General features: G+C 56.0%; 10 protein-coding genes. 7 read left to right on the top strand and 3 right to left on the bottom strand.

Translation table 11 applies throughout. The features are described 5' to 3' along the window. Positions 1–8 precede the first annotated feature (8 nt). The 5 genes from K7R23_RS23870 (at position 9) to hemH (ending at position 5,133) form a co-directional block, all read left to right on the top strand. A complete protein-coding gene (locus K7R23_RS23870; protein WP_001515903.1) occupies positions 9–338 on the top strand; it encodes a YbaB/EbfC family nucleoid-associated protein in 330 nt (109 codons plus the stop codon). Continuing rightward, complete coding sequence (recR, locus tag K7R23_RS23865; RefSeq protein ID WP_012904878.1) at positions 338–943, top strand: recombination mediator RecR; 606 nt, start codon at positions 338–340, stop codon at positions 941–943. Before K7R23_RS23870 ends, recR begins: the two co-directional genes overlap by 1 nt. 110 nt (positions 944–1,053) lie before the next feature. Continuing rightward, positions 1,054–2,928, top strand: coding sequence for a molecular chaperone HtpG (gene htpG / locus K7R23_RS23860; RefSeq protein ID WP_012904879.1), 1,875 nt, complete (start codon positions 1,054–1,056; stop codon positions 2,926–2,928). A 418-nt stretch (positions 2,929–3,346) separates the two neighbouring features. Beyond that, a complete protein-coding gene (gene adk / locus K7R23_RS23855; RefSeq protein ID WP_012904880.1) occupies positions 3,347–3,991 on the top strand; it encodes an adenylate kinase in 645 nt (214 codons plus the stop codon). A gap of 179 nt (positions 3,992–4,170) precedes the next feature. Next, positions 4,171–5,133: a ferrochelatase gene (gene hemH, locus K7R23_RS23850; protein ID WP_012904881.1), complete on the top strand. Its 963-nt coding sequence runs from the start codon at positions 4,171–4,173 to the stop codon at positions 5,131–5,133. Here hemH and aes read toward each other — a convergent pair. Beyond that, positions 5,130–6,089, bottom strand: coding sequence for an acetyl esterase (gene aes / locus K7R23_RS23845; protein ID WP_012904882.1), 960 nt, complete (start codon positions 6,087–6,089; stop codon positions 5,130–5,132). The two genes, hemH and aes, sit on opposite strands and share 4 nt — an antisense overlap. A 140-nt stretch (positions 6,090–6,229) precedes the next feature. Here aes and gsk point away from each other — a divergent pair, with 140 nt between their 5' ends. After that, the gene (gsk, locus tag K7R23_RS23840) at positions 6,230–7,534 is read left to right on the top strand and encodes an inosine/guanosine kinase (protein WP_012904883.1); all 1,305 of its coding nucleotides are present in this window, start codon (positions 6,230–6,232) and stop codon (positions 7,532–7,534) included. A gap of 60 nt (positions 7,535–7,594) precedes the next feature. On the opposite strand, the gene ybaL is transcribed toward gsk, so the two are convergent. Beyond that, on the bottom strand, positions 7,595–9,271 hold the full coding sequence (ybaL, locus tag K7R23_RS23835; RefSeq protein WP_012904884.1) for a YbaL family putative K(+) efflux transporter: 1,677 nt from the start codon (positions 9,269–9,271) through the stop codon (positions 7,595–7,597). A gap of 215 nt (positions 9,272–9,486) precedes the next feature. Continuing rightward, positions 9,487–10,707: an MFS transporter gene (locus K7R23_RS23830; protein WP_012904885.1), complete on the bottom strand. Its 1,221-nt coding sequence runs from the start codon at positions 10,705–10,707 to the stop codon at positions 9,487–9,489. Positions 10,708–10,868: 161 nt separating this feature from the next. On the opposite strand from K7R23_RS23830, the gene ushA reads away from it, so the two are divergent. After that, entirely contained in the window at positions 10,869–12,512 is a 1,644-nt protein-coding gene (gene ushA, locus K7R23_RS23825) for a bifunctional UDP-sugar hydrolase/5'-nucleotidase UshA (RefSeq protein ID WP_012904886.1), read from the top strand. Positions 12,513–12,588 lie beyond the last annotated feature (76 nt).

The following is a 12,588-nucleotide window of genomic DNA, read 5'->3' as shown; positions in this document are numbered from 1 at the left end:
AGAAGCCTATGTTTGGTAAAGGCGGTCTGGGCAACCTGATGAAGCAGGCCCAGCAGATGCAGGAAAAAATGCAGCAGATGCAGGAAGAAATTGCGAAGCTGGAAGTCACCGGCGAGTCCGGCGCGGGTCTGGTGAAAGTGACCATCAACGGCGCGCACAACTGCCGCCGTGTGGAGATCGACCCGAGCCTGCTCGAAGATGACAAAGAGATGCTGGAAGATCTGGTTGCTGCCGCATTCAACGATGCTGCTCGCCGTATTGAAGAGACCCAGAAAGAAAAAATGGCCTCTGTCTCCTCCGGTATGCAACTGCCGCCGGGCTTTAAGATGCCGTTCTGATGCAAACCAGCCCGCTGTTAACTCAGCTTATGGAAGCGCTTCGCTGTCTGCCGGGCGTCGGTCCGAAGTCGGCGCAGCGCATGGCGTTTACGCTGCTTCAGCGTGACCGCAGCGGCGGGATGCGTCTGGCGCAGGCGCTGACCCGGGCGATGTCGGAAATCGGCCACTGCGCCGATTGCCGGACCTTCACCGAGCAGGAGGTGTGCAATATCTGTTCGAACCCGCGACGTCAGGAAAACGGCCAGATTTGCGTCGTCGAAAGCCCGGCGGATATTTACGCGATTGAGCAGACCGGGCAGTTTTCCGGGCGCTACTTTGTGCTGATGGGGCATCTGTCGCCGCTCGACGGCATCGGGCCGGATGATATCGGGCTTGACCGACTTGAGCAGCGTCTCTCTGCCGAGCCGCTCAACGAGGTGATCCTCGCGACTAACCCGACGGTCGAAGGCGAAGCCACCGCCAACTATATTGCCGAGCTTTGCGCGCAATATGGCGTCGATGCCAGCCGTATCGCCCACGGCGTGCCGGTTGGCGGCGAACTGGAAATGGTCGACGGCACCACGCTGTCGCACTCTCTTGCCGGTCGCCATAAGCTTAAATTCTGAACAAACGGAGGCTGCGTTGGCGGCCTCCGCTTGAAATTTTTCCTGCGCGTCCCCATTTCCCCCTCAACGTGTTTTTACCATTAAAAATGGCATTGTTGAGGTAGATCTACATGAAAGGACAAGAAACTCGCGGTTTTCAGTCAGAGGTAAAACAGCTTCTGCATCTGATGATCCATTCTCTGTATTCCAATAAAGAAATCTTCCTGCGTGAGCTTATCTCTAACGCCTCTGATGCGGCAGACAAGCTGCGTTTTCGCGCGCTGTCAAACCCGGACCTCTATGAAGGCGACGGTGAACTGCGTGTGCGCGTCTCTTTCGATAAAGATAAGCGTACGTTGACCATCGCCGACAACGGCGTGGGGATGAACCGTGATGATGTCATTGACCATCTGGGAACCATCGCGAAGTCCGGCACCAAATCGTTCCTTGAGTCGCTGGGCTCGGATCAGGCGAAAGACAGCCAGCTGATCGGTCAGTTCGGGGTCGGTTTCTACTCCGCGTTTATCGTCGCTGATAAAGTCACCGTGCGCACCCGCGCCGCGGGCGACCAGCCGGAAAACGGCGTGTTCTGGGAGTCCGCAGGCGAAGGCGAATACACTGTTGCCGACATCACCAAAGACGATCGCGGTACCGAAATCACCCTGCACCTGCGCGAAGGCGAAGATGAGTTCCTCGACGACTGGCGCGTGCGCTCGATCATCAGCAAGTATTCCGATCATATTGCGTTGCCGGTAGAGATTGAAAAGCAGGAAGAGAAAGACGGTGAAACCGTTGTCTCCTGGGAGAAAATCAACAAGGCGCAGGCGCTGTGGACGCGTAACAAGTCTGAAATCAGCGAAGACGAATACAAAGAGTTCTATAAACATATTGCCCATGACTTTACCGATCCGCTCTCCTGGAGCCATAACCGCGTGGAAGGGAAGCAGGAGTACACCAGCCTGCTGTATATTCCGTCTCAGGCGCCGTGGGATATGTGGAACCGCGATCACAAACACGGGCTGAAACTGTACGTGCAGCGCGTCTTTATCATGGACGACGCCGAGCAGTTTATGCCGAACTATCTGCGCTTCGTGCGCGGCCTGATTGATTCCAACGATCTGCCGCTGAACGTTTCCCGCGAAATCCTGCAGGACAGCAGCGTCACCCGCAATCTGCGCAGCGCGCTGACCAAACGCGTATTGCAGATGCTGGAGAAACTGGCGAAGGACGATGCGGAAAAATATCAGACCTTCTGGAAACAGTTTGGTCTGGTGCTGAAAGAAGGTCCGGCTGAAGATCATGCCAACCAGGAAACCATCGCGAAGCTGATGCGTTTTGCTTCCACCCATACCGATTCGTCCGCGCAGACCGTGTCGCTGGAAGATTACGTTTCGCGCATGAAAGAGGGGCAGGAGAAAATTTATTACATCACCGCCGACAGCTATGCGGCAGCGAAGAGCAGCCCGCACCTGGAGCTGCTGCGTAAGAAAGGTATCGAGGTCCTGCTGCTCTCCGACCGCATCGACGAGTGGATGATGAATTACCTGACCGAATTCGACGGCAAAGCCTTCCAGTCCGTGGCGAAAGCGGATGAGTCGATCGAAAAACTGGCTGATGAAGTCGACGAAAGCGCAAAAGAGGCGGAAAAGGCGCTGGAACCGTTTGTTGAGCGTGTGAAAACGCTGCTCGGCGACCGGGTAAAAGAGGTGCGTCTGACGCATCGTCTGACCGATACGCCAGCGATTGTCACTACCGATGCGGACGAAATGAGCACCCAGATGGCGAAGCTGTTTGCCGCTGCGGGGCAGGCCGTACCGGAAGTGAAATACATCTTTGAACTCAATCCGGACCACGTGCTGGTGAAACGCACCGCGGACACCGAGGATGAGGCGCAGTTCAAAGAGTGGGTGGAACTGCTGCTGGATCAGGCGCTGTTTGCCGAACGCGGTACGCTGGAAGATCCGAACCAGTTTATCCGCCGCATGAACCAACTGCTGGTTTCCTGACCGAGGTAATAACTGCCGGATGGCGGCGTAAACGCCTTATCCGGCCTACGGGCAGGTTGTTATGGCCAGGCCTGATAAGCGCAGCGCCTTCAGGTGGATGTGGTGCCGGATGGCGGCGTAAACGCCTTATCCGGCCTACGGGCAGGTTGCAGTGGCCAGGCCTGATAAGCGCAGCGCCATCAGGCGGACATGATGCCGGATGATGGTGTAAGCGCCTTATCCGGCCTACGGGCAGGTACTGTTGGTAGGTCGAATAAACCTCTGCGCCATCCGGCATTTTTTTATTTATCCCTCTCTTTTGTTAATTTCCCGCCATTAACCGATTCAGCGCAGGGTACCTTCCTTGAGCGAAATGCGTGATGGTGGTATCGTTTAGCGCTTTTTTTAAAACATCGACAACCTTAAGGGGATTTTCGTAATGCGTATCATTCTGCTTGGCGCTCCGGGCGCGGGTAAAGGAACTCAGGCTCAGTTCATCATGGAGAAGTATGGTATTCCGCAAATCTCCACCGGCGATATGCTGCGTGCCGCCGTCAAATCTGGCTCCGAGCTGGGTAAAAAAGCGAAAGATATTATGGACGCCGGTAAGCTGGTGACCGATGAGCTGGTGATCGCGCTGGTAAAAGAGCGTATCGCTCAGGAAGATTGCCGTAATGGTTTCCTGTTAGACGGCTTCCCGCGTACTATCCCGCAGGCTGACGCCATGAAAGAGGCGGGCATCGTGGTGGATTACGTTCTTGAATTTGACGTACCGGATGAGCTGATCGTTGACCGTATTGTGGGCCGCCGCGTACACGCCGCCTCTGGCCGCGTTTACCACATCAAATTCAATCCGCCGAAAGTTGAAGGCAAAGATGATGTGACCGGCGAAGATCTGACCACCCGTAAAGACGACCAGGAAGAAACCGTGCGTAAGCGCCTGGTGGAATATCATCAGATGACCGCGCCGCTGATTGGCTACTATCAGAAAGAAGCGGAAGCGGGTAACACCCAATACGCTAAAGTTGACGGCACCCAGGCCGTTGCCGACGTGCGCGCAGATCTGGAAAAAATCCTCGGTTAAGTCAGCGCCGAAAATGCCGGATGGCGATGCAGATGCCTTATCAGGCCAGGCGTAATGCCCGGACCTGATAAGCGTAGCGCCATCAGGCAAATCCCCAAAAATACCTCTCGCAGCAATTAGTTCTTCTTCTCCTCTTTTCCGCTACAATTATCAACAATTTGAATCGATAAGAGGCGGTAATGCGTCAGACGAAAACCGGTATTTTATTGGCTAACCTCGGTACGCCCGATGCGCCCACCCCAGCGGCAGTAAAACGCTATCTCAGACAATTTCTCAGCGACAGGCGCGTTGTCGATACGCCCCGTCTTTTGTGGTGGCCGCTGTTACGCGGGGTGATTCTGCCGCTGCGCTCCCCGCGCGTGGCGAAACTCTATCAGTCCATCTGGATGGAGGGTGGTTCGCCGCTGATGGTGTACAGCCGTCAGCAGCAGCAGGCGCTTGCCGCGCGCCTGCCGGAAACGCCGGTTGCGCTGGGCATGAGCTATGGCTCGCCGTCGCTGGAAAGCGCTGTGGACGAACTGCTGGCCAGCCACGTCGATCATATCGTGGTGCTGCCGCTGTACCCGCAATATTCCTGCTCAACCGTCGCTGCTGTTTGGGATGAACTGGCGCGTATCCTTGAGCGCAAACGCCATATCCCCGGTATTTCCTTTATCCGCGATTACGCCGACGACAGCGCCTATATCGACGCGCTGGCCAACAGCGCGCGGGCATCCTTTGCCAGACACGGCGAGCCGGATCTGCTGCTGCTGTCCTATCACGGCATTCCTCAGCGTTACGCCGATGAAGGCGACGACTATCCGCAGCGCTGTCGCGACACTACCCGTGAGCTGGTTTCCGCGCTGGGCCTGCCGCCGGAAAAGGTGATGATGACCTTCCAGTCGCGCTTTGGACGCGAGCCGTGGCTGACGCCGTACACCGATGAAACGCTGAAAATGCTCGCTGAAAAGGGGACAGGACATATTCAGGTCATGTGTCCGGGATTCGCGGCGGACTGTCTGGAGACGCTGGAAGAGATTGCGGTGCAGAATAAAGAGATCTTCCTCGAGGCGGGCGGTAAAAAATATGAATATATCCCGGCGCTGAACGCCGCGCCGGAACATATTGATATGATGCTGAAACTGACTGCAGCGTATCGTTAAAGCTGGGCGGTAAAGAAACGCGCGCCGTCCTGAAGCGCCTCGTCGGCGCAGCGCATCATGTGCGAGTAGTGCAGGAAAGAATGCAGCGTGCCGGGATACATCCTGTACTCACAAGGCTGCCGGTGCGCCTGAAGCGTCTGCCAGAGTAACCGGCTGTCGTCGATAAGCGGATCGAACTCCGCAGTGGCGATAAAGCAGGGCGGCACATCGCGCGTCAGGTCGTTATTAAACAGGCAGTAGTAAGGCGACTCCCGGTCCTGCGCGTTGCGCAGATAAGCGTTTTCAAACATCAACAGATCTTCGCGGCGCATACCGTCCCATTCTCCGCCCAGCAGCCGACGGCTGGGCGAATCCTGTAAGCCATACAGACCGTACCATAGCAATACTCCGGCCACCTTCCCACAGTTCAGTTGCTTATCCCGCAGCCACAGCGCGCTGGCAAGCGCCAGCATGGCGCCCGCCGAGTCACCGGCAAAGCCAATTTTCGACATGTTAAGCTGATAATCTTCAGCGTGCTGGTGGAAGTACTGACAGGCGGTCACGCTCTCTTCAATCGCCTGCGGGAAGCGGGCTTCGGGCGAGAGCGAATAATCGATGCCAACCACCGTACACTGCGTATAGTTCGCCAGCAGGCGCATAATACGGTCATGGGTATCGAGGTTACCAAGTATGAAACCGCCGCCGTGCAGGTAAAACAGCGTCGCCTGACTTTGCGAGGCCGGGCAATACAGACGCGTTGTCAACTGGCCTTGCGCGACCGGAATCGTATATTCACGCGTTTCCATTTGCGGCGCCCCGGCGTTCCAGAAACGACGTTCCAGCTGGTAATGCTGACGCATGGCTTTGAAATCATCAGCGGGCGGCCAGGGCGGCAGATCGTCCTGATGGACATTCAGCACGGCCTGCATCTCTTCGGAGATAAGTGAGGGGACGGGAAGCTTGTTTTCCGGTTTCATCGAACGCTCCTTGTACAAAGCGATCATTATAAAAATTTATCGCGTGGAAACTGCGATCCTGCCGCCGGATATTGAATTCTGTTGAAGCGAAGTGAATGTGCTACCATGCACCGCTCAGTTAGCCACCCGTAAAAACAGCCATGAAATTTCCCGGTAAACGCAAATCCAAACACTATTTCCCCGTTAACGCGCGCGATCCGCTGTTGCAACAAATTCAGCCTGAACATGAGAGCAGCGCTGCCTGGGTCGTCGGTATTGACCAGACGCTGGTGGATATTGAAGCCAAAGTGGATGACGAATTTATACAACGTTATGGGCTGAGCGCCGGTCATTCGCTGGTGATTGAAGATGATGTGGCGGAAGCGTTATACCAGGAGCTGATGCGTAAAAACCTGATCACCCATCAGTTTGCCGGCGGCACTATTGGTAACACCATGCATAACTACTCGGTGCTGGCGGATGACCGCTCGGTGCTGCTGGGCGTGATGTGCAGCAATATCGAGATAGGCAGCTACGCTTACCGCTATTTGTGCAACACCTCCAGCCGTACCGATCTGAACTACTTACAGGGCGTTGACGGGCCGATTGGCCGCTGTTTCACCCTGATTGGCGAGTCGGGCGAGCGCACTTTCGCCATCAGTCCGGGCCATATGAACCAGCTGCGTGCGGAAAGTATCCCCGAAGCGGTGATTGCCGGGGCGTCTGCGCTGGTGCTCACCTCTTATCTGGTGCGCTGTAAGCCGGGTGAGCCGATGCCGGAAGCGACGATGAAGGCCATTGAGTACGCGAAAAAGCACAATGTGCCGGTGGTGCTGACGCTTGGCACTAAGTTCGTCATCGCCGATAACCCGCAGTGGTGGCAGGCGTTTCTTAAAGAGAACGTCTCTATTCTGGCGATGAATGAAGAAGAAGCTGAAGCGCTGACCGGTGAGAACGATCCGCTGCTGGCTTCGGACAAAGCGCTGGACTGGGTGGATCTGGTGCTGTGTACCGCTGGGCCGGTTGGTCTGTATATGGCGGGCTTTACCGAAGACGAAGCGAAACGGAAAACCCAGCATCCGCTTTTGCCGGGAGCGATTGCAGAATTTAACCAGTATGAGTTCAGCCGCGCGATACGCCATAAGGATTGCGTCAATCCGCTGCGGGTCTATTCGCACATTGCCCCTTATATGGGCGGCCCGGAAAAAATCATGAATACCAACGGCGCGGGCGACGGGGCGCTGGCGGCGCTGCTGCATGACATTACCGCCAACAGCTATCACCGTACCAACGTGCCGAACTCCAGTAAGCATAAGTTCACCTGGCTGACCTATTCATCGCTGGCCCAGGTGTGTAAATATGCCAACCGGGTGAGCTATCAGGTGCTGAACCAGCACTCCCCGCGCCTGACGCGAGGGCTGCCGGAACGCGAGGACAGCCTGGAAGAGTCGTACTGGGATCGCTGAATTCATACCCTGTGCTGTAGGCCGGATAAGGCGTTTATGCCGCCATCCGGCAATATTGGCCTATCCCGGCACCACGTCTCCGGCTGGCGGCGTCTCCAGCAGCTCCAGCATTGTGCGGGCGATTTCACGCTCGCCCATCACCACCTGATTCGCACCGCGTTCGGTAATGTACTCCACCTCGTCGTCATAATGGGCGCGGGCGATGATTTCAATGCCCGGGCATTTTTCACGGGCGGAGGCGACAATCTCGCCGGCTTCGTAGCCGTTCGGAATGGTAAGGATCAGCCAGCGCGCGCACTCCAGATGCGCCAGGTTCATAATCTCTTCATTCGCCGCATTCCCTAACACCGCGCGGATGCCGCGCTCGCGCAGCTCGTCCACGCGGGTGCGCGAGGTTTCGATCACCACCAGCGGAATACCCGAGGCCATCAGCTTCTCGCCGAGCAGGCTGCCGACGCGGCCAAACCCGACCAGCAGCGCGTGATTGCAGATATCCACCGGGATTTGCTTCTCTTCTTCGAGCGCCTCTTCCAGCGTTTGCTCTTCCAGCGTTTCGGTTTTCGCCAGATACCTTTCCAGCAGGGCAAACAGCACCGGGTTGAGCATAATCGACAAAATCGCCCCGGCCAGCACCAGATTCTGGCCCTCCTGGGGCAGCAGATTCAGCGCCATTCCCAGTCCGGCGAGAATAAAGGCGAACTCGCCAATCTGCGCCAGGCTGGCGGCAATGGTCAGCGCGGTGCGCTGCGAGTGGCCGAACAGCCGTACCAGGAAAAAGGCGGCGACCGACTTACCAAAGATGATTATCGCCAGCGTCGCCAGCACCGCCAGCGGCTGCTGGACCAGGATCATAGGGTCAAACAGCATCCCGACCGAGACGAAGAACAGCACCGCAAACGCGTCGCGCAGCGGCAGGGTGTCGTGCGCCGCGCGGTGGCTCAGCTCGGACTCATTCAGCACCATTCCGGCAAAGAACGCGCCCAGCGCGAAGGAGACGTCAAACAGTTCCACCGCGCCAAACGCAATGCCCAACGCCAGCGCCAGTACGGAAAGAGTAAACAGTTCCCGGGAGCCGGTCGCGGCGCTGCGGGCCATTATCCACGGCACCAGGCGGCGACCAACCAGCATCATGATGGCGATAAAAGCAATAACCTTGCCAATGGTGATGCCGAGATCGACCGACAACGAGGCAAGGCCGACGTTACCTTTCTCGACCATTCCGGCTACCGCTGGCAGCAGAACCAGCGTCAGCACCATCACCAGATCTTCAACAATCAGCCAGCCGATGGCGATCTGCCCCCGCTGGCTGTCGACAAGCTGGCGTTCTTCAAGCGCGCGCAGCAGCACCACGGTACTGGCGGTGGAAAGACATAAACCAAAGACGATACCGGTCATCAGCGACCAGCCAATCACCGCCGACAGCGCCACACCCAGCAGCGTCGCCACGGCTATCTGAGCGATAGCGCCGGGAATGGCGATGGACTTTACCGCCATTAAATCCTTCAGCGAAAAGTGCAGGCCGACGCCGAACATCAGCAGAATAACCCCGAGCTCGGCAAGCTCAGGTGCCAGTTTGGTATCCGCGACAAAGCCTGGCGTAAAAGGGCCGGCCAGAACGCCCGCTAACAGATATCCCACCAGAGGAGAAATACGCAGTTTGTTGGCAATCATGCCGAGAATAAAAGCGAGCACAAGGCCGCCAACAATGGTGGTAATAAGCGGGGTGGCGTGATGCATTCCGTCTCCTTTGGTGGCTGATGTCCAGAATTTCCAGGTAATAGTTTATGACAATTTTCATTATTATGTTTATGAATAATTGTTGAAATTTGAAGAAAACAGTCATCAGGCGCAAAAAAAGCACGGACTGGAGAAGGGATGCTAAGCAGGCATTGCAAAGGCTTATGGGAACAGGCTTCAGGCGCGGCTAAAGTTTAGCTTTAGCCGCGGAAAAGTCAGGCTTTATGCCGGTTATCAGGCAAGAATATAGTCAGTATTCCCAGCAGCGGCAGGAAAGCGCAGATTTTGTAGACTAAATCGATACTGGTATGGTCGGCAAGCAGGCCTAAAACCGCTGCTCCCAGGCCGCCCATGCCGAAGGCGAAGCCGAAAAACAGACCGGAAACCATGCCGATACGTCCCGGCAGCAGCTCCTGGGCATACACCAGAATGGCAGAAAACGCTGACGCAAGGATAAATCCAATGATCACCGTTAAAATCCCCGTCCAGTAGAGGGTGGCGTACGGTAAAATAAGCGTAAACGGCGCCACGCCGAGGATAGAGCCCCAAATCACATATTTTCGGCCAATTTTATCGCCCACAGGCCCGCCGATAACGGTGCCGGCAGCGACGGCAAACAGGAAGGCAAACAGGTGAAGCTGCGCGTTTTGTACCGATAGTCCGAATTTTTGCATCAGATAAAAGGTGTAATAGCTGCTGATGCTCGCCATATAGAAATATTTCGAGAAAATCAGCAGCAGCAGGATGCTGACCGCCAGTACCACCTTGTTACGCGGCAGGGGGCTGATAACGGCGGCTTTCGGCTTGCCTTTGCTCATCCGGTGCTGCGCGGCGTACCAGCGGCTGATCTGCGCCAGCACCACTATCGCCAGCAGGGCGGCCAGCACAAACCAGGCGACATTGCCTTTACCATAGGGCGCGATGATGACAGCCGCCAGCAGCGGCCCCAACGAACTGCCGAAGTTACCGCCCACCTGAAAGATAGACTGGGCAAGACCGTGGCGGCCGCCGGACGCCATACGCGCCACGCGTGAGGATTCAGGGTGAAATACCGACGATCCGGTGCCCACCAGCGCCGCCGCCAGCAGAACGGCACCGAAGCTGCCGGCCATCGCCAGCAGCACCAGACCGCTTAAGGTAAAACACATGCCGATGGGTAACGACCACGGCATAGGGTATTTATCCGTCCAGTAGCCGACCACCGGTTGCAGCAGCGATGAGGCCAGCTGGAAAGTGAGCGTGATCATGCCTATCTGCATAAACGTCAGCGAGAATTCTGACTGCAACAGCGGATAAATCGCCAGGATTAGCGACTGGATCATGTCGTTAAGTAAATGCGAGAGGCTGATTGCTCCTAAAATACCAAACGAGGTGCGTGCTTTTTGCGACGGCGCAGCGGAGCCGGGAATCGGTTGAGCGGTTTGATTCGTTGCCATAGTTTCACTTCAATAATTATCAGAGGGTGCAGGTGTGATTATTATCCGACTAACATACCTGTGGATGCGATTTGAAGGAAGTCTCAATTCTGAAAACATATTTGTCTATTATTTCAATGAACGGTAATTTCTGCGTTTGATATTGGGTCAGGGAGAGAAGCATGAGATGTTTAAAACGGGGCGTGGCGCTGGCACTGTTCGCCGCGCTGGCGGGTCAGCCTGCACAGGCTTACGAAAAAGATAAAACCTATAAAATTACGGTCCTGCATACTAACGATCATCACGGTCATTTCTGGCGTAACGAATATGGTGAATATGGTCTGTCGGCGCAAAAAACGCTGGTGGATGGCATTCGCAGCGAGGTGGCGGCAGAAGGCGGCAGCGTCCTGCTGCTTTCCGGCGGCGATATTAATACCGGCGTCCCGGAATCCGATTTGCAGGATGCCGAGCCTGATTTTCGCGGTATGAATCTGATCGGCTATGACGCAATGGCCGTCGGCAATCATGAATTTGATAACCCGCTCACCGTATTACGCCAGCAGGAAAAATGGGCGAAGTTCCCGCTTCTTTCCGCCAATATCTACCAGAAAAGCACCGGCGAACGGCTGTTTAAACCCTGGGCCATATTTAAGCGCCAGGATCTGAAAATCGCGGTGATCGGTTTAACCACCGACGACACGGCGAAAATCGGCAATCCTGAGTTTTTCACCGACATTGAGTTCCGCAAGCCTGCGGATGAAGCGAAGCTGGTGATTCAGGAGCTGCAAATGAATGAAAAGCCGGACGTCATTATCGCCACCACCCATATGGGGCACTATGACAACGGCAGTCACGGCTCCAATGCGCCGGGCGACGTCGAAATGGCGCGCAGTCTGCCTGCCGGTTCGCTGGCGATGATTGTGGGTGGTCACTCACAGGATCCGGTGTGCATGGCTGCGGAGAATAAAAAGCAGGTGGACTATATCCCAGGTACGCCCTGTGCGCCGGATAAGCAAAACGGCATCTGGATAGTGCAGGCGCACGAGTGGGGCAAGTACGTTGGCCGCGCGGATTTTGAGTTTCGCAACGGCGAGATGAAACTGGTTAACTATCAGCTTATTCCGGTGAATCTGAAGAAGAAGGTGACCTGGGATGACGGGAAAAGTGAACGCGTCCTCTACACCCCGGAAATCGCCGAGAATCCGCAGATGTTGTCGCTGCTGACGCCGTTCCAGAACAAAGGTAAGGCGCAGCTGGATGTGAAAATCGGTACGGTGAATGCCCGCTTGGAAGGCGACCGTAGCAAAGTGCGTTTCGTGCAGACCAATATGGGACATCTGATCCTCGCAGCGCAGATGGCGCGTACCGGCGCGGATTTCGCGGTGATGAGCGGCGGCGGCATCCGCGACTCGATTGAAGCCGGCGACATCACCTATAAGAGCGTGCTCAAGGTTCAGCCGTTCGGCAATATCGTGGTCTATGCCGATATGAACGGGAAAGAGGTGACTGATTATTTGACCGCCGTGGCGCAGATGAAACCCGACTCCGGCGCGTATCCGCAGTTCGCTAACGTCAGCTTTGTGGCGAAAGACGGCAAGCTTTCAGACCTGAAGATCAAAGGGGAGCCGATCGACCCGGCGAAAACCTACCGGATGGCGACGCTGAGCTTTAACGCCACTGGCGGCGATGGCTATCCGCGCCTTGATAACAAACCGGGATATGTAAACACCGGCTTTATCGATGCGGAAGTGCTGAAGGAGTACATTCAGAAAAACTCGCCGCTGGATGCCGGAGCATATGAGCCTCAGAATGAGGTGAGCTTTTAGGCTGGATAAGGCGATGATCGGCCTGATGGCGCTGCGCTTATCAGGCCCACGAATCTACGATTTATGAACCGTAGGC

The sequence above is a fragment of the Citrobacter rodentium NBRC 105723 = DSM 16636 genome, assembly GCF_021278985.1.
GTDB lineage: Bacteria > Pseudomonadota > Gammaproteobacteria > Enterobacterales > Enterobacteriaceae > Citrobacter_A > Citrobacter_A rodentium.
This window is presented reverse-complemented; position numbering and strand designations above follow the sequence as displayed.